This is a genomic window from Streptomyces blastmyceticus (assembly GCF_039521185.1).
In the GTDB taxonomy this organism is placed as follows: domain Bacteria; phylum Actinomycetota; class Actinomycetes; order Streptomycetales; family Streptomycetaceae; genus Streptomyces; species Streptomyces blastmyceticus.
Genome location: NZ_BAAABW010000036.1, coordinates 1 through 17360 on the forward strand (window position 1 = coordinate 1; position 17360 = coordinate 17360).

The following is a 17360-nucleotide window of genomic DNA, read 5'->3' on the forward strand; positions in this document are numbered from 1 at the left end:
AGGACAGCGCGCGGAGCGTGCTTCGGGGGTCTGGGGGCTTGCCCCCAGTTTCGGGAAGGGGCGGGGTGGGGAACAAAGCCCGCCGCAGGCGGCAACGCACCCGCACCCTCGCACTCAGAACAGCGTCGATTCCTCCGGCGCCTCCAGCTCGCGCAAAAGCTCCGGCGCGTTGTTGCGGACGTCGCTGACCGCCGTCGACACCGGATACGCGCGCACCAGCGAAGACGGCGGCGGCGCCAGCAGCGACCGCAGGTCGGAAGGGTCCGTGCGGGAGGGGTCGAGCCAGGCGGCCCACCGGTCCGGCGGCAGGATCAGCGGCATGCGCGGATGGATCTCCGCCAGGGACCGCGGCCCCTCGCCGCCCGCCAGGGCGAACGGTTCCGGGGACGCCTCCGTCGTGATCACGGTGCAGGTCGCCCACCACGCCTGCGGATGGTCGGCGGGCAGCGTCGGATCGCGCCAGAACTCGTACAGCCCGGCCATGGCCATGACCGAGCCGTCCACCGGGGTCACGAAGTACGGCTGCTTGCGGGAGCGCTTCTTGCGGCCGCGCTCCTCCAGCTCGCGCTCGGCCGCGCCGGTGACCCACTCGTAGTAGCCGTCGGCGGGTATCAGGCAGCGGCGCGCCTCGAAGGCCCGCCGGTAGGACGGCTTCTCGTGGACGGTCTCCGCCCGCGCGTTGATCATCTTCGCGGCGCCCTCGGGCGATTTCGCCCAGGACGGAACCAATCCCCACCGCAGCGAGCGCAGCTGGCGAACCGGACCGCGCTCCCTGGCGTCTTTCAGAGGACGTTCGAGCACCACGGGCACGCTCTTCGTCGGCGCCACGTTCCAGTCCGGAGCGAGCGTCTCCTCCGGTTCCCACTTCTCGACGCCGAAGAGCCCCACGAGATCCTCGGGACTCCGGCTCGCCGCATATCGACCACACATGTTCGCCACCCTGCCACGGACCCCTGAGGAGCCGCGCACAAATGGACAGCACCAACGCCACCGCCCTGTGGGACCGGGTGGTCGGGACCCAGCCCGACCCCACGCTGTGGCTGGTGGTCGCCACCGGGGTCGTCGCGCTCGCCGCGGTCCTCCCGCGCCGGGTCTGGCTGGTCACCCGCAACGCCATCACGATCGCCCACGAGGGTGGCCACGGTCTCGTGGCCCTGCTCAGCGGCCGCCGCCTGGACGGCATCCGGCTGCACTCGGACACCTCGGGACTGACCGTCTCCCGGGGCAGGCCCACCGGCCTCGGCATGATCCTGACCGCGGCGGCGGGCTACACCGCCCCCTCGCTACTGGGCCTCGGCGGGGCCTGGCTGCTCGCGGCCGGGCACATCACGGCCCTGCTGTGGGGTGCCACGGCGCTGCTCGCCGCGCTGCTGGTGATGGTCCGCAACGCCTTCGGCGTGCTGACCGTGGTGCTCACCGGCGCCGCCTTCGTCCTGGTGTCCTGGCTGGCGGGCCCGGCGGTGCAGGCGCTGTTCGCGTACGGGGTCGTCTGGTTCATGCTGCTGGGCGGCGTCCGGCCGGCCTTCGAGCTCCAGGCGAAGCGGCGGCACGGCCGGTCCGGGGACTCCGACGCCGATCAGCTCGCCCGGCTCACGAACGTGCCCCCGGTGGTCTGGCTGCTGTTCTTCCACGTGGTCTCGCTGTGCTCGCTGACCGGCGGGGGCCGCTGGCTGCTCGGGCTGTGACCCGGTACGAGCCACTAAGGTAAAGACATGACCGAGAGCCCTGCGCCCACCGACCTCTGGCCTGCCCCCCTCGCGAGCGGGGCCGTCGACGCGACCGTCACCGTGCCGGGATCGAAATCGGTCACCAACCGCGCGCTGGTCCTGGCGGCCCTGGCCGCCGAGCCCGGCTGGGTCCGCCGACCGCTGCGCTCGCGTGACACGCTGCTGATGGCCGAGGCGCTGCGCGCCATGGGCGTGGGCATCGAGGAGACCGTCTCGTCGAGCTCCACGGGCGCCGGTTCCGGCGAGGCGTGGCGGGTGATCCCCGCGCGGCTGCACGGCCCGGCCACGGTCGACGTCGGCAACGCCGGCACGGTCATGCGCTTCCTGCCGCCCGTCGCCGCGCTGGCCGACGGCCCGATCCGCTTCGACGGCGACCCCCGCAGCTACGAGCGTCCGCTGCACGGCGTGATCGACGCGCTGCGCGCCCTGGGCGCGCGTATAGACGACAACGAGCGGGGCGCGCTGCCGCTGACCGTGCACGGCGGCGGGGCGCTGGACGGCGGGACGGTCGAGATCGACGCGTCCTCGTCCTCGCAGTTCGTGAGCGCCCTGCTGCTGTCCGCGCCGCGCTTCAACCAGGGCGTCGAGGTGCGTCACACCGGCGCCGTCCTGCCGTCGATGCCGCACATCCGGATGACCGTGGACATGCTGCGCATGGCGGGCGCCCAGGTCGACACCCCGGAGTCGGGCGGCGAGCCCAATGTGTGGCGGGTCTCCTCCAGCGCCCTCCTCGGCCGCGACATCGTCGTGGAGCCCGACCTGTCCAACGCCGCGCCGTTCCTGGCGGCGGCCCTGGTCACCGGCGGCCGGGTCACCATCCCCGACTGGCCCGAGCGCACCACCCAGCCGGGCGACGCGCTGCGGGAGATCTTCACCGCCATGGGCGGCACCTGCGAGCTGTCCGACGCGGGGCTGACCTTCACCGGCACGGGCCGGATCACCGGCATCGAGGCCGACCTGCACGAGGTCGGCGAGCTGACCCCGGTGATCGCGGCGGTCGCCGCGCTCGCCGACTCCGAGTCCGTGCTGAGCGGCATCGCGCACCTGCGGCTGCACGAGACGGACCGGCTGGCCGCGCTCGCCAAGGAGATCAACGAGCTCGGCGGCGACGTCACCGAGACCGAGGACGGCCTGCGCATCCGCCCGCGTCCGCTGCACGGCGGCGTCTTCCACACCTACGAGGACCACCGGCTGGCCACCGCGGCGGCCGTGATCGGCCTCGCGGTCGACGGCGTCCAGGTGGAGAACGTGGCGACGACCGCCAAGACCCTGCCGGACTTCCCGGAGCTGTGGACCGGGATGCTGGGGCCCGTCGCGGGGGCGACGACGGTGTCGAGAGCCTGAGAAGAGCGGAAGAGCACCATGCGCCGCTACGGCAAGAACCCCGACGAGGACGACATCCGCGTCCGCCCCAACCGCAAGGGCAACCGGCCCCGCACCAACATCCGCCCGAAGCACGAGGACGCCGCCGAGGGCTTCGTCCTCACCGTCGACCGGGGCCGGCTCCACGTCCTCGTCGAGGACCGCACCATCATCGCGATGAAGGCGCGTGAGCTGGGGCGCAAGGGAGCGGTGGTCGGGGACCGGGTCGCGGTGGTCGGCGACCTCAGCGGCGCCAAGGACACCCTGGCGCGGATCGTCCGGGTCGAGGAGCGCTCCTCCGTGCTGCGCCGTACGGCCGACGACGACGACCCCTTCGAGCGAGTCGTCGTCGCCAACGCCGACCAGCTCGCGATCGTCACCGCCCTCGCCGACCCCGAGCCGCGCCCCCGGCTGATCGACCGCTGTCTGGTCGCGGCGTACGACGCGGGCCTGGAGCCGCTGCTCGTGCTGACCAAGTCGGACCTGGCCTCGCCGGACAAGCTGCTGGAGTCGTACGGCGCGCTGGGCGTGCCCCATGTGGTCACCAGCCGTGAGGAGCTGGCGAGCGGCGGGGCCGCCGACCGGGTCCGGGAGCGGCTGACGGACCGCGTCACGGCCTTCGTCGGGCACTCCGGCGTCGGCAAGACCACGCTGGTCAACGCCCTCGTCGAACGGCAGCGGGCCACCGGCCACGTCAACGCCGTGACGGGCCGCGGGCGGCACACCACGACCTCGGCGCTGGCCCTGCCGCTGCCCGGCGACTCGGGCTGGGTCATCGACACCCCGGGCGTGCGCTCCTTCGGCCTGCACCATGTGGACCCCTCCCGCGTCATCCTCGCCTTCCCCGACCTGGTGCCGGGCACCGAGGACTGCCCGCGCGCGTGCAGCCACGACGAGCCGGACTGCGCGCTGGACCAGTGGGTCGAGGACGGTCACGCAGATCCCCAGCGGCTGTACTCCCTGCGGCGGCTGCTTGCCACGAGGGAGCGGCGCGAAGGCGATTGATCGCCTACGTTTGCGAGTGACCGCCTGCGACAAGTGCAACAAACACACCGGACGGAACGGCGGTCACCGAGACACGGGAGGCAAACTGATGGCGTGGCTGCTGGTCGTGGTCGCCGGTCTGCTGGAGACCGGCTTCGCCGTCTGTCTCAAGCTCTCGCACGGTTTCACCCGGCTGTGGCCGACGATTGCGTTCGCGTGCTTCGCCCTCGGCAGCTTCGGCCTGCTGACGATGTCCCTGAAGAAGCTCGACGTGGGCCCGGCGTACGCGGTGTGGACGGGCATCGGCGCGGCGGGCACGGCGATCTACGGCATGATCTTCCTGGGCGACCTGGTCTCGACCCTGAAGCTCGTCTCGATCGGCTTGGTGATCCTGGGCGTGATGGGCCTCCAGCTGTCGGGCTCGGCGCACTGAGGGCAGGGGTCCAGCCCGTCCGGCGTTTGAGGACGCGCCCGCAGGGCGCTCCGCCGCAGGCGGCAACGGACCCGCAGCCGGGGGTCTGGGGCACGAGCTCCAGTTACGGGAAGGGGCGGGGCTGGGGAAAATGACAGGCCACCTCCCCCACCGGCCGCTCCCGCTCGCAGCGGGCCTGCTCGTCACCCCCCAGCGCCGCAAACACAGCGCACCGCCCGACAAACCCGCACCCCTCCGCCCGCACCACGGCGCTCGGCGGATCCCCCGCCAGCAGGACGCGCGAGCGGGACCGCTCCGCCACAGGATCCGGCACCGGCACCGCCGACAGCAGCGCCTGCGTATAGGGGTGCCGAGGCCGGGCGAAGACCTCGTCGACGGTGCCCGACTCGACCGTACGCCCGAGGTACATGACACTCACCCGGTCCGCGATGTGCCGTACGACGGACAGGTCGTGGGAGACGAAGAGGTAGGCGAGCCCGAGCTCGTCCTTGAGTCTGCGCAGCAGGTTGAGGATGCCCGCCTGCACGGACACGTCCAGCGCGGACACCGGCTCGTCCAGGACCAGCAGCCGCGGTTCCACGGCGAGCGCGCGGGCGATGCCGATGCGCTGCCGCTGTCCGCCGGAGAACTCGTGCGGGAAGCGCGCCGCGTGTGCCGCCTCCAGGCCGACCAGGCGCAGGAGTTCGGGGATCCGGCGGGCCACCGTGCCCCGGTCGGCGCCCTGCGTGCGCAGGGGTTCGGCGACGATCTCGCCGACGGGCTGCCGGGGGTCGAGGCTGGCCATGGGGTCCTGGAAGACGATCTGCACGGAGCCGCGCAGCGCCTTGACCTGACGCTTCGTCAATTCCGAGGTCCGGTGGCCCAGTACCTCCACCTCGCCCGCCTCGGGGGCGGCCAGCCGGAGGATCTCCAGCAGCGTGGTGGACTTGCCTGACCCCGACTCCCCCACCAGGCCCAGCGTCTCGCCGTGCCGGATGTCGAGGTCCACGCCGTCCACCGCGTGGACGCTGCCGACCCGGCGCCTGAACGCGGCGCCCTTGAGGAGGGGGAAGGTCTTGGTGAGGCCCTCGACGCGCAGGACGGCGGGGAGTTCGTCGCGGGGCGTGACGGTGCGTACGGGCACGGGCTCGTCCACCGGATAGACGTCCGTGGCGGCCAGGCCGCGGGCGGCGATCTCCGGTGCCTTCACACAGGCCGTGCGGTGGTCCTCCGGGCCCGCGAGCTCGGGTTCGGCCGTGCGGCAGGTGTCGTCGGCGAGCGGGCAGCGGGGGGCGAACGCGCAGCCCCGCGGCAGGAGTCGGAGTTCGGGCGGCGCGCCCGGCACGGGGGTGAGCACCCGGCTCCCGGGCCGGGGCACGGCGCCGAGGAGGCCCATGGTGTACGGCATGCGGGGCGCGGCGAACAGCTCGGGCGCGGGGGCGCTCTCCACGATCCGGCCCGCGTACATCACCGCGACCCGGTCGGCCATGCCCGCGATCACCCCGAGGTCGTGGCTGACGAGCAGCAGGGCGGCGCCGGTCTCCCGCTGCGCGGTCCGCAGCACCTCCAGGACCTGGGCCTGCACGGTGACGTCGAGGGCCGTGGTGGGCTCGTCGGCGAGGATGACGTCGGGGTCGTTGGCGATGGCCATGGCGATCATCGCGCGCTGGCGCATGCCGCCGGAGAACTCGTGCGGGTAGGCGCGGGAGCGGTGCTCCGGGTCGGGGATGCCGACGAGGTCGAGGAGTTCGACGGCGCGGCGCCGGGCGTGGGCGCGGCCGACGTCCTGGTGGGTCCGTACGGCCTCGGCGATCTGGTCGCCGACGCGGTGGACGGGGGTGAGCGCGGAGAGGGGGTCCTGGAAGACCATGGCCATGCGGCGGCCGCGCAGCCGGGACAGCTCCCGGTCCCCCGCGCCGATCACCTCGGTGCCGCCGGCCCGCACCGAGCCGCGGACCCGTGCCGTACGGGGCAGCAGGCCCATGGCGGCGAGGGCGACGGTGGACTTGCCCGAGCCCGACTCGCCGACCAGGCCGAGGACTTCGCCGCGGCGCAGCGCGAGGTCCACGCCGCGTACGGCGGGGGCTCCGTCGAAGTCGACGTGCAGGCCGGTGATGTCGAGGACGGGCGGGTCCGCGTCAGCGTGCGGCGCGGTCATGGGTGGTTCCCTTCCGGCGCCGGCGGCGCCTGTGCTGTCCCGAGGTGGGGTCCAGTGCGTCGCGCAGGCCGTCGCCGAGGAAGTTCACGGCGAGGACGAAGACCACGAGGAGTCCGGCGGCGAAGAAGAACATCCACGGGTAGGTGACCGCGGCCCCGGAGCCGTCGGCGATGAGCGTGCCGAGGGAGACGTCGGGCGGCTGGACCCCGAACCCGAAGTACGAGAGACCGGTCTCGCTCATCACCGCGCCGCCGACGGCGATGGTGGCGTCGACGATCAGGAACGAGGAGACGTTGGGCAGGATGTGCCGGAAGATGATGCGCAGCGGGTGCACGCCCATGAGTTCGGCGGCGCGGACGAAGTCGCGCTCCTTGAGGGACCGGGTCATCGACCGGACGACGCGGGCGGTGATCATCCAGCCGAAGACGGCGAGCAGTCCGACGAAGGCGAGCCAGCCGGTGTCGCGCAGCCGGGGCGAGACGATGGCGATGATCAGGAACGCGGGGAAGACCAGCAGCAGGTCGATGAAGAAGGTGACGAGCCGGTCGGTCCAGCCGCCGAAGTAGCCCGCGCAGGCGCCGACGACGGAGGCGAGGACGGTCGCGAACAGCGCCACCAGCAGCCCGATCAGCAGGGACTTCTGGAGCCCGTGCAGCACCTGGGCGTAGACGTCCTGCCCGATGCGGTTGGTGCCCCACCAGTGGGTGGCGGAGGGGGCCTGCCGCAGCGCGCTGTAGTCGATGTCCGTGTGGCTCCAGTGGGTGAGGTACGGGCCGCCGAAGGCGAGCAGGAACAGCAGCAGGAGGACGGCGGCGCCGACGACGGCGTTGGTGCTGGCGGCGAAGCGGCGCAGGGCGACGCGGGTCCGCCCGGCGGGCGCGGGCGTCTCCGGGGCGGCGGTTTCAGGCGGGGTGGCGGTGGTCGTCATGGGCGTTCCTAGCTGGTCCGGACGCGGGGGTCGAGCGCGGCGTGGAGCACGTCGGCGAGGAAGCCGGAGAGCAGCACCATCACGGCGGCGAACACGTTCACCGCGACGACGGAGTTGACGTCGCTCTTGCCGATGGCGTCGATGAACCAGGAGCCCATGCCGTGCCAGCCGAAGATCTTCTCCGTGAAGGCTGCGCCGGTGAACAGCGCGAGGAAGCCGTAGGCGAAGAACGTCGACATGGGGACGAGCGCCGTCCGCAGCCCGTGCTTGAGCACCGCCCGGCCGCGCGTCAGCCCCTTGGCGCGGGCGGTGCGCAGGAAGTCGGAGCCGAGGACGTCGAGCATGGTGCCGCGCTGGTAGCGGCTGTACGCGGCGGCGGTGCCCAGCGCGATGGACAGGGTGGGCAGCAGCAGATGGACGGCGCGATCGCCGAGCAGGGTGGCGGTGGAGCCGGTGAGTCCGGGGGTCTTCTCGCCGGTGAAGGCGATGAGTTCGCTGCCCGCGCTCTGGTTGAGCCTCATCGCGCCGATCTTGAGCAGGACGGCGAGGAGAAAGGTGGGCGTGGAGAGCAGCAGGAACGCGAAGAGGGTGACGGCCCGGTCGGAGAAGCGGTACTGCCGTACGGCTCCCCAGGCGCCCGCCAGGATCCCCGCCAGGGTGCCGAGCACCGTGCCCGCGAGGAGCAGCCGCAGGCTGACCCCGATCCGGCGCCCGAACTCCTCGCCCACACTGCCGCTGTCGATGGTGCGCCCGAAGTCGCCGCGCACCGCGTGGGAGGCCCAGGTGGCAAAGCGGTCCATGAGCAGCGTGTGGTCGTTGATGCCGAGCGCGGTCAGCTGTGCCTCCACCGACGAGGCGGGCGGCGGCGGTTGGCGGCCCTCGAAGTAGCCGCGCGGGGACAGCGCGAGGGAGGAGAGGACGTACGACAGGAAGACTGCCACGGCCAGGAGAACGGCGTAGTAGCCCAGCCGTTTGGTCAGGTAGGCGAGCACGTTGCGTGACGCTATCCGGCGCATTCGACAACTTCGTTGCTCTCCATGTCCGCACTGTGTCGGGTGGGATAAATGCACTGGCCCGGGGCTTCGCGGGCCTGTCGGGGGCACGGCGACGTGCTTACGGTGACCGGGCTCCGCCCAGCCGCCGCGCGTGTCGCGCCGTGCGCACCGACGAGAGGAAACCCGCCATGATCAAGGCCGTCAGAGCCGCTGCCGTCGTCGCCACGACCGTCTCCGCCGCCCTGGTGCTCGCCGCCTGTGGCAGCGGCGGTGACGGCTCCTCCGACGACGGCGCGCAGGCGAAGGCGGCCCCCGCGGCCGGTGTGCAGGACCTCAATCCGCACCCGGTGGGCGACTTGAAGCAGGGCGGTGTCCACAAGGTGTCGATCGAGCAGTGGATCAACCAGTACAACTCCAACCAGACGGACGGCACCCAGGGCGACGCCACCGCGATCACCCAGCTGGTGGAGCCCGACCTCTTCACCTTCGACCCCAAGGGCGTGCCACGGGCCAACCCGGACTTCCTGGTCTCGGCCGCGGTGACCCAGGCCGACCCACAGGTCGTGACGTACGAGCTGAACCCGAAGGCCAAGTGGTCCGACGGGAAGCCGCTGGGCGTCGCGGACTTCGAGGCGCAGTGGAAGGCGCTGAACGGCACCGACGACCGCTTCCAGGTGGCGAGCACCAGCGGCTACGACCAGATCGGCAAGGTCGAGCAGGGCAAGGACGCCCACGAGGTGCGCATCACCTTCAAGACCCCGTACGCCGACTGGCAGGGCCTCTTCGACCCGCTGCTGCCCGCCTCCCTCAACGCCACCCCGGACAGCTTCAACAAGGGCTGGACGGGCCGGATCCCGGTGACGGCCAACGCCTGGAAGATCGGTGAGTACGACCGGACCGCGAAGACCGTCACCGCGGTGCCGAACCCGAACTGGTGGGGCGAGAAGCCCCGGCTGGACAAGTACATCTTCTGGGCCATCGACGGCACCGCCAAGGTCGACGCCTATCTCAACAAGGAGATCGACGACACCAGCGCCGCCTCGCCCGAGGCGTACAAGCGGCTGAAGCAGGACAAGGACACCGACTTCCGCATCGGCGCCCGCTGGGACCAGGTCACCCTCAGCCTCAACGGCGGCCGGGGCCCGCTCCAGGACGTGAAGGTCCGCCAGGCGGTCACGCTGGGCGTGGACCGGGAGGCGCTCGCGAACGTCGCGGGCAAGGACCTGCCGTTCCGGCCCAAGGTGGTCGGCAACCACTTCTTCATGCCGAACCAGGAGGGCTATCAGGACAACGCGGGCAGCTTCGCCAAGCGTGACGTGGAGCGAGCGAAGAAGCTGCTGGAGGAGGCGGGCTGGAAGGACGGGGGCGCCGGCAGGCCCCGTACCAAGGACGGCAGGCCGCTCTCCCTGGACTACGTCATGCCGTCGGACACCGCAGGGCTCGCCGAGGACCAGGCCAAGCTCACCCAGCAGATGCTCGGCGAGATCGGCGTCAAGGTCGAACTGCGCAAGGTGCCCGGTGACGACTACTTCGACAAGTACGTCCACCGGAGCAACTACGACCTGACGCAGTTCCGCCAGGTCGACCGGATCTACCGCTCCAGCTCCTACCAGGACTACCGCATGCCGCAGGGCGGGAACGCCTTCGGCAACTACGGCCGGGTCAGCTCGCCGGAGGTCGACAAGCTGCTCGTGGAGGCGTCCCGGACCACCGATTCGAAGCGGCAGATCGCGCTCTACAACGAGGCCGACGCCAAGGTGTGGGAGCTGGGCCACTCGCTGCCGCTCTACCAGCGCCCGCAGATCATGGCCGTCCGCAAGGGCCTGGCCAACACCGGCGCACCGGGCCTCGGTGACGAGAACCCCATCCACATCGGATGGCTCAAATAATGCGGTCGCCCTCCGCCGCGTCCTCCGCGCCGCCCTCCTCGTAGCTCAGAAGGGCGCGGACCAGACGGGCGACTTGTCCGGCCGCCTCCTCGTGCGAGGCGGCCGGGGCGAGCACATAGGACAGCGTCAGCCGGACGGCCGCCTCGCAGGCCCACAGCACCGCGTCCGCGGCGGGCTCCGGGCCCGCGCGCCGCAGGTCCGCCGTGACCGCGCGGGCCGCACGGTCACGGATGCCGTCGGCCAGCGCCCAGGGCGTGGGGGTGCCGCGCGCCGGGGCGGCCCCGGACGGGCCGCGCGGTGCGGGCACGGCGGGCGCCGCGACGGCCGGCAGCCGGTCGCCGCGGCAGCCGGTCAGCGCGGCCCGCACGAGGGGGTTGGCGCGGGCCGCGCGCAGGATCCAGCCGGCCGCCGCGGCGCAGCGGTCACCGGCGTCGGCACCGTCCTCCGCGTCCGCGAGGGCGCGTTCCACACCGGCCAGCAGGCCGTCCGCCTCGCGGCGCACCAGGGCGCGCGCCAGGCCGGCCTTGCTGCCGAACTCGTTGTAGAGCGTCTGCCGGGACACCCCGGCCGCGGCCGCGACGTCGACCATCCGGACCCCGTTCCAGGGCCGTCTGTCGAGCGCCGCGTAGGCCGCGTCCAGCAGGAGCTCTCGTGCCGCGGGCATCGTCGCCTCCCCGGCCGTGCGGCCGCACGGCGGTAGTGGCCACAGAATTGACGTGCGACCGGACGGTGTCAAGAGCCCCGGGCGGGCCGCCGGTGTCCTGAGGGCACCCACAGGTACTGTTCAGCCATGTCCGACTACCACGATGATCTGCGCCTGGCCCACGTCCTGGCGGACGCCGCCGACGCGGCGACCATGGACCGGTTCAAGGCCCTCGACCTGAAGGTCGAGACGAAACCGGACATGACTCCGGTGAGCGAGGCGGACAAGGCCGCCGAGGAGCTGATCCGCGGCCATCTCCAGCGCGCGCGGCCGCGGGACGCCGTGCTGGGCGAGGAGTTCGGCGCCGAGGGCACGGGCCCGCGCCGCTGGGTGATCGACCCCATCGACGGCACCAAGAACTATGTGCGCGGGGTGCCCGTCTGGGCCACCCTGATCTCCCTGACGGTGCAGGTCGAGGGCGGCTTCGAGCCGGTCGTCGGGGTGGTGTCGGCGCCCGCGCTGGGTCGCCGCTGGTGGGCCGCGAAGGGCTCGGGCGCCTTCACCGGGCGCAGCCTGCTCTCGGCGAGCCGCCTTCAGGTGTCGCGGGTCGGCCGGATCGAGGACGCGTCGTTCGCGTACTCCTCGCTGTCCGGCTGGGAGGAGCGGGGCCTGCTGCCCGGCTTCCTCGACCTGACGCGGGACTGCTGGCGGACGCGCGGCTACGGCGACTTCTGGCCGTACATGATGGTGGCCGAGGGCTCGGTGGACATCTGCGCGGAGCCGGAGCTGTCCCTGTGGGACATGGCGGCCAACGTGGTCATCGTCGAGGAGGCGGGCGGCCGCTTCACCGGCCTGGACGGCCGGCCGGGGCCGCACAGCGGTGACGCCGCGGCGTCGAACGGGCTGCTGCACGACGAGCTGCTGGGCTATCTGCGCACGTAGGCGCCCCCCTTGGGCGCGCGTCTGCCTCTGACATTAGGCGCGCGCTCCCGGTTCAAACACGGGCGCGGGAGCGGGAAGAAGCGGAATTCCGGCTCCACGCGCCTCTTGTTGTGTCCGCGCGGACATGTGACGATGAGGAGCCCCACGCTTGTGAACTTGTGAATTCCTTCTCGGAGTTCACTTCCGGTTCACAGTCGCCAAGGAGGTGGCTCCGACCATGCTCGTCCGCGACGCCATGAGCACGGTGGTCCTCACCGTCGGCCCCGCGCACACCCTTCGGCAGGCCGCGCGGCTGATGTCCGCGCGCAGGATCGGCGCAGCAGTCGTGCTCGACCCCGACACCAGCGGGATCGGCATCCTCACCGAGCGCGACATCCTCAACTCCGTCGGCGCGGGCCAGGACCCGGACCGCGAGACCGCCCACGCCCACACCACCACCGACGTCGTCTTCGCCGCACCCGAGTGGACGCTGGACGAGGCCGCGGCCGCCATGTCGCGCGGCGGCTTCCGGCACCTGATCGTCCTCGACGGCCACGGCCCGGTCGGCGTGGTGTCGGTGCGCGACATCATCCGCTGCTGGGCGCCCGCGCGGACCCGGGCGGGCGCGCTGTCGTTCTGACGGGCCGCCGGGCCCGGGACGGAACAGCCGGAGAGGCCGGAGCCCTTTGGCGTCCGGCCTCTCCGGTTCTTACGGCAAGCCGCTGGTGGGACAACCCCCGGCCGGCCCCACCGCCGATGACGGCGGATCAGCCGGCCTGCGGGGTCAGCCGCGCAGGGCCTGGACCGCGGCTTCCAGCCGCTTGCCGTAGTCGGGGTCCGCCTGGCGGAAGTTGTTGATCGCGCGCTCGGCGATGTCGTCGCGCGACACCTTGGCGATGAAGCCGGCGAGGTTGTCGATCAGACGGCCCTTCTCCTCCTCCGACATCAGGCGGTAGAGGTTGCCCGCCTGGACGAAGTCGTTGTCCTCGGCGTGCGAGGGGGCCTCGATGTTGCCCGTGGCGCCGGTGACGGTGACCGGCTGCCACAGCGGACGGCCGGTCTCCTTCGGACCGCCGAAGCTGTTGGGCTCGTAGTTCTTGGCGCGGCCGTGGCGGCCGTCGTACGCATAGCCGTCGCGGCCGTACGTGCGCGCCTCGGTGGCGTGCGGGCGGTTCACCGGCAGGTGGTCGGCGTTGATGCCGACGCGGTAGCGGTGGGCGTCGCCGTAGGCGAAGAGGCGGCCCTGGAGCATCTTGTCGGGCGACGGGCCGATGCCGGGGACGAAGTGCGCCGGGGAGAAGATGGACTGCTCGACCTCGGCGAAGATGTTCTCCGGGTTGCGGTTGAGCTCCAGCCTGCCGATCTCGATCGGCGGGTAGTCCTCGTGCGGCCAGACCTTGGTGAGGTCGAACGGGTTGAAGCGGTAGGTCGCGGCCTCGGCCGCGGGCATGATCTGCACCTGCACGGTCCAGGACGGGAAGTCGCCGCGCTCGATGGCCTCGCGCAGGTCGCGCTGGTGGCTGTCCGGGTCCTCGCCGGCGAGCTTGTTGGCCTCGGCCTGGGTGAGGTTCTTGATGCCCTGGTCGGTCTTGAAGTGGTACTTGACCCAGAAGACCTCGCCGGCCTCGTTGTTCCACTGGTAGGTGTGCGAGCCATAGCCGTTCATGTGGCGCAGCGTCGCGGGGATGCCGCGGTCGCCGAACAGCCAGGTCACCTGGTGCGTGGCCTCCGGCGACAGACCCCAGAAGTCCCAGACGTTGTCCGCCTCCTGCGAGCCGGTGTACGGGTCGCGCTTCTGGGTGTGGATGAAGTCGGGGAACTTGATGGCGTCCTGGATGAAGAACACCGGGGTGTTGTTGCCGACGAGGTCGTAGTTGCCCTCTTCGGTGTAGAACTTCAGCGCGAAGCCACGGGGGTCGCGCACCGCGTCGGCCGAGCCGAGGTTGCCGGCCACGGTGGAGAACCGCAGGAACGTCTCCGTCTGCTTGCCGACCTCGGAGAGGAACTTCGCCCGCGTCCACCGCGACACGTCGCGGGTCAGCGTGAAGGTGCCATACGCGCCGGCGCCACGGGCGTGCACGATGCGCTCCGGGATGCGCTCGCGGTTGAAGTGCGCGAGCTTCTCCAGCAGCAGCTGGTCCTGGACCAGAACCGGGCCGCCGATGCCCGCGGTCTCGCTGTTCTGGTTGTCCGCGACCGGAGCTCCGGACTCCGTGGTCAGCGGGCCCGCATTCGTCCTGGCCTCGTCCTGAACCGACACGTTCGCCTCCGTCTGAATCGTCCTGCCACCTTGGCCTGCGCCGAGATCGATCCTACATTGGACTCTGTCTAAGTCAAGATGCATCCCATGGCGATATCCGATCCAGGGGTGGACGAGGGCCGCTGCTACGCTGGTCCTATCTGACTGATAGGTGAATGGCATGAGTGACCTGCTGGAACGGCTCCGGGGACGCGGCTGGCGGCTGACCGCGCAGCGACGCGTCGTCGCCGAGGTCCTCGACGGGGACCACGTGCACTACACGGCGGACGAGGTGCACGCCAAGGCGACGCACCTGCTGCCGGAGATCTCGCGCGCGACGGTGTACAACACCCTCGGGGAGCTGGTCTCCCTGGGCGAGGTCCTGGAAGTGAGCACGGACGGCCGCGCCAAGCGCTACGACCCGAACGCCCACCACGCGCACCAGCACCTGGTGTGCTCCCGGTGCGGCACGATCCGCGACGTCCACCCCTCCGGCGACCTGCTCGCGGAGCTCCCGGCGGAGGAGCGCTTCGGCTTCCAGGTCGCGGCGGTCGAGGTCACCTACCGCGGCATCTGCCCGAACTGCGTGTCGTGAGCGGGCGCGGCCGCCCGAGTGGGGCCGCGCGAGCACGACAAAGGCCCGGATCCTGAGGATCCGGGCCTGAGCACATGAGTAGCGGGGACAGGATTTGAACCTGCGACCTCTGGGTTATGAGCCCAGCGAGCTACCGAGCTGCTCCACCCCGCGTCGGTAAAGCAACCTTAACCCGCTCGGCCCACAAGAAGCAAACGGCTCCGGCGTCCCCGTACGGGCACGTGCAGCCCCCTTCCGACTGGCGCGCCCCGCAGCCGCGAACCCTAGGCGCTCAGCTCCTGCTGGAGCGCGTCCCGCAGGCGCGCGGCCCGCTCCGAGACCTCCGCGGGACCCAGCTGCACGGCGCAGTCGCACCAGTGCCGCCCCTCGGTCAGGTCGCCGCGCCGCGCCGCCAGCAGGGCGAGCCGCAGCGCCGCGCGCCCGTGCCCGGCCTCCGCCGCCCGCGCCCACCAGAGCGCCGCCTCCGGTTCGCTGCCCTCCCGGGCGAGCAGCAGCCCGAGGTTGAAGGCGCCGTTGCGGCTGCCCGCCTCGGCCGCCTCGCGGTACCAGTGCGCGGCCTCGACCACGTCGCCCCGCTCGGCGACGAGCATGCCGAGCCGCACCTGGGCGCGCCGGTGGCCCTGCCGGGCGGCCCGTCCGTACCACTCCTCGCACTCCTCGTGCGCGTGGTCGTCGCGGTCGAGGAGCGCGCCCAGCCGGAAGGCGGCCTCGGAGCTGCCGCCGCGGACGGCGACCCTCAGGTGCCGCTCCGCGGCCTCCTCGTCGCCGTCCCGCAGGAAGGCGATGGCGACCTGGAGGGCCGCCTCGGTGTGCCCGGCGGCGGCCGCCCGCTCGTACCACTGGAGGGCCATGCGCTCCTCGTCGCGCCCGGCGTAGAGGATGCCCAGGTTGAACGCGGCGTCGACGCTGCCGGCCTCGGCCGCCTTGGAGAACCACGGCTCGGCCCCGGCCGCGTCGCCGCCCTGGAGCAGCAGCACGGCCAGCGCGTTGGCCGCCTCGCGGTGCCCGGCGTAGGCGGCGCGGCGGTACCACTGCTCGGCCTGGGCGGTGCGGCCCTGCTCGGCGCAGAGCAGCCCGAGGTTGTACGCGCCGTTGACGTCGCCGTGGTCGAGGGCCGTGCGGTACCAGCGCTCGGCCTCGCCGGACTCGCCGCGGTCGGCGTGCATGGCGCCCAGGGCGTTGGCGGCGTTGCCGTCGCCGTCCTGGGCCGCGCGGCGCCACCAGACGGCCGCGCTCTCGGAGTCACCGGCGTCGCGCAGCAGGAAGCCGAGCGCGCACGCGGCACGCGACTCGCCGTCCTTGGCGGACGTCAGATACCAGCGCGCGGCCTCCTGGGTCTCGCCGCGCCCCTCCAGCAGCGTGCCGAGGTGCAGGGCGGCGCGGCGGTGGCCGCGCGCGGCGGCCTGCCGGTACCACTGCTCGGCCTCGCGGGCCGGGCCGCCGTCGCGGCCGTCCGCGGCGGCGGCGCGCAGCTCGCGGACGGAGGTCTCCACGCCGCCGGGGCCGAGGCCGCCGGCGAGCCCGCCGGCGCGGGCGCGGGGCGCCCGGCCGTCCAGGATGCGGGCCAGGCGGTACGCGGCCTCGCGGTGCCCGCGCTCGGCGGCGGCCCGGAACCAGCGCTCGGCGCCGACGTCGCTGCGGTGCTCCAGCAGGTCGGCGAGGGCATAGGCCCCGAGTGCGTGCCCGGATTCAGCCGATTGGCGCAGCCAGTACTCGGCGGCGGGCTCGTCGCCGCGCTCGCGGTGGTAGCGGCCGAGCGCGTGCGCGGCGGCGGCGGAGCCGGCCACGGCGGCGATCCGCCACCAGCCCGCGGCCTCGTCGCCGTAGCCGCGCTGGTGCAGCAGCACGCCGAGGTTGTTGGCGGCGGAGCGGTCCCCGTCGGCGGTGGCGGCCCGCAGGTGGCGCTCGGCGCCGTCGAGGTCACCACGGCGCAGCAGGAGCGCGCCGAGCATGCTCAGGGCGGCCGGGTCGCCGGACTCCGCGGCCCGGCGGCGCGCGGTCTCCAACTCGAGGTCGGCGGGGTCGCCCGCGTCGGCGGTCGCCGCCGCCTCCGGCCCGTACGCCGTCAGATCCTGTTCGCTCCCGTCACCGGGAGCCTCTACAAGCCGACGTGTCTCCCACAGCCTCGTCCTGTCCCCCATAAGCCCCATCGTCGCACCACCCGCAACCCGCGTACACCTGGTATGCCGCAGCCAGTGAGGTCACTTCAGCGTTTTGTCGACTTCCCGACTTCCCGACACGACGGGGCTCCAAACTCTCCACAGAAGCCCCGCACACAACCCGCACACACCGCGCCCTCCCGGACACCTTGCGGTACGACCGACCGCCCGGGCCCGGGCACAGAGAAGGCCCGGAGTCCGAGGACTCCGGGCCTTGTCTTTGAGTAGCGGGGACAGGATTTGAACCTGCGACCTCTGGGTTATGAGCCCAGCGAGCTACCGAGCTGCTCCACCCCGCGCCGTTGTGTGACAACCGTACCACGACGGCGCGGGGAAGATCTCCCGAAT

General features: G+C 72.4%; 15 protein-coding genes and 2 tRNA genes. 8 read left to right on the top strand and 9 right to left on the bottom strand.

Annotated features, from left to right (window positions below):
• Positions 1-114 precede the first annotated feature (114 nt).
• On the bottom strand, positions 115-930 hold the full coding sequence (locus ABD269_RS30830) for an SOS response-associated peptidase (protein ID WP_344123269.1): 816 nt from the start codon (positions 928-930) through the stop codon (positions 115-117).
• Between the two features lie 41 nt (positions 931-971).
• Between ABD269_RS30830 and ABD269_RS30835 the strand changes: the two genes are divergently transcribed.
• The 4 genes from ABD269_RS30835 to ABD269_RS30850 all read left to right on the top strand — a co-directional run bounded on the left by ABD269_RS30835 (position 972) and on the right by ABD269_RS30850 (position 4506).
• Complete coding sequence (locus ABD269_RS30835; RefSeq protein WP_301892513.1) at positions 972-1685, top strand: M50 family metallopeptidase; 714 nt, start codon at positions 972-974, stop codon at positions 1683-1685.
• A 27-nt stretch (positions 1686-1712) separates the two neighbouring features.
• Positions 1713-3071, top strand: coding sequence for a 3-phosphoshikimate 1-carboxyvinyltransferase (aroA, locus tag ABD269_RS30840; RefSeq protein WP_301892515.1), 1359 nt, complete (start codon positions 1713-1715; stop codon positions 3069-3071).
• Positions 3072-3089: 18 nt separating this feature from the next.
• The gene (gene rsgA, locus ABD269_RS30845) at positions 3090-4094 is read left to right on the top strand and encodes a ribosome small subunit-dependent GTPase A (RefSeq protein ID WP_116213794.1); all 1005 of its coding nucleotides are present in this window, start codon (positions 3090-3092) and stop codon (positions 4092-4094) included.
• A gap of 88 nt (positions 4095-4182) precedes the next feature.
• Positions 4183-4506, top strand: coding sequence for a DMT family transporter (locus tag ABD269_RS30850; protein ID WP_116213793.1), 324 nt, complete (start codon positions 4183-4185; stop codon positions 4504-4506).
• Positions 4507-4609: 103 nt separating this feature from the next.
• On the opposite strand, the gene ABD269_RS30855 is transcribed toward ABD269_RS30850, so the two are convergent.
• From ABD269_RS30855 to ABD269_RS30865, 3 genes are read right to left on the bottom strand one after another with little or no spacing between them, the layout of a single operon-like run.
• Entirely contained in the window at positions 4610-6643 is a 2034-nt protein-coding gene (locus tag ABD269_RS30855) for an ABC transporter ATP-binding protein (RefSeq protein WP_344123274.1), read from the bottom strand.
• Positions 6624-7571 carry an ABC transporter permease gene (locus tag ABD269_RS30860; protein WP_344123276.1) on the bottom strand — a complete coding sequence of 316 codons (948 nt, stop codon included), beginning with the start codon at positions 7569-7571 and terminating at the stop codon, positions 6624-6626. Before ABD269_RS30860 ends, ABD269_RS30855 begins: the two co-directional genes overlap by 20 nt.
• A gap of 8 nt (positions 7572-7579) precedes the next feature.
• On the bottom strand, positions 7580-8563 hold the full coding sequence (locus ABD269_RS30865) for an ABC transporter permease (protein ID WP_344123279.1): 984 nt from the start codon (positions 8561-8563) through the stop codon (positions 7580-7582).
• Positions 8564-8754: 191 nt separating this feature from the next.
• On the opposite strand from ABD269_RS30865, the gene ABD269_RS30870 reads away from it, so the two are divergent.
• Positions 8755-10455 carry an ABC transporter family substrate-binding protein gene (locus ABD269_RS30870; protein WP_344123281.1) on the top strand — a complete coding sequence of 567 codons (1701 nt, stop codon included), beginning with the start codon at positions 8755-8757 and terminating at the stop codon, positions 10453-10455.
• On the opposite strand, the gene ABD269_RS30875 is transcribed toward ABD269_RS30870, so the two are convergent.
• On the bottom strand, positions 10448-11119 hold the full coding sequence (locus ABD269_RS30875) for a TetR/AcrR family transcriptional regulator (RefSeq protein WP_344123283.1): 672 nt from the start codon (positions 11117-11119) through the stop codon (positions 10448-10450). The two genes, ABD269_RS30870 and ABD269_RS30875, sit on opposite strands and share 8 nt — an antisense overlap.
• Positions 11120-11245: 126 nt before the next feature.
• Between ABD269_RS30875 and hisN the strand changes: the two genes are divergently transcribed.
• Together hisN and ABD269_RS30885 are read left to right on the top strand one after the other, a co-directional pair.
• Positions 11246-12040 carry a histidinol-phosphatase gene (gene hisN / locus ABD269_RS30880; RefSeq protein ID WP_301892525.1) on the top strand — a complete coding sequence of 265 codons (795 nt, stop codon included), beginning with the start codon at positions 11246-11248 and terminating at the stop codon, positions 12038-12040.
• A 217-nt stretch (positions 12041-12257) separates the two neighbouring features.
• On the top strand, positions 12258-12659 hold the full coding sequence (locus tag ABD269_RS30885) for a CBS domain-containing protein (RefSeq protein ID WP_344123286.1): 402 nt from the start codon (positions 12258-12260) through the stop codon (positions 12657-12659).
• A gap of 144 nt (positions 12660-12803) precedes the next feature.
• On the opposite strand, the gene ABD269_RS30890 is transcribed toward ABD269_RS30885, so the two are convergent.
• The gene (locus tag ABD269_RS30890; protein ID WP_344123288.1) at positions 12804-14279 is read right to left on the bottom strand and encodes a catalase; all 1476 of its coding nucleotides are present in this window, start codon (positions 14277-14279) and stop codon (positions 12804-12806) included.
• 160 nt (positions 14280-14439) lie between these two features.
• On the opposite strand from ABD269_RS30890, the gene ABD269_RS30895 reads away from it, so the two are divergent.
• On the top strand, positions 14440-14853 hold the full coding sequence (locus ABD269_RS30895) for a Fur family transcriptional regulator (protein WP_301892530.1): 414 nt from the start codon (positions 14440-14442) through the stop codon (positions 14851-14853).
• A gap of 79 nt (positions 14854-14932) precedes the next feature.
• On the opposite strand, the gene ABD269_RS30900 is transcribed toward ABD269_RS30895, so the two are convergent.
• The 3 genes from ABD269_RS30900 to ABD269_RS30910 form a co-directional block, all read right to left on the bottom strand.
• Positions 14933-15006: transfer RNA gene (locus tag ABD269_RS30900), tRNA-Met, on the bottom strand.
• Between the two features lie 110 nt (positions 15007-15116).
• A complete protein-coding gene (locus ABD269_RS30905) occupies positions 15117-17003 on the bottom strand; it encodes a tetratricopeptide repeat protein (protein WP_344123290.1) in 1887 nt (628 codons plus the stop codon).
• A gap of 234 nt (positions 17004-17237) precedes the next feature.
• A tRNA-Met gene (locus ABD269_RS30910) sits at positions 17238-17311 on the bottom strand.
• Positions 17312-17360 lie beyond the last annotated feature (49 nt).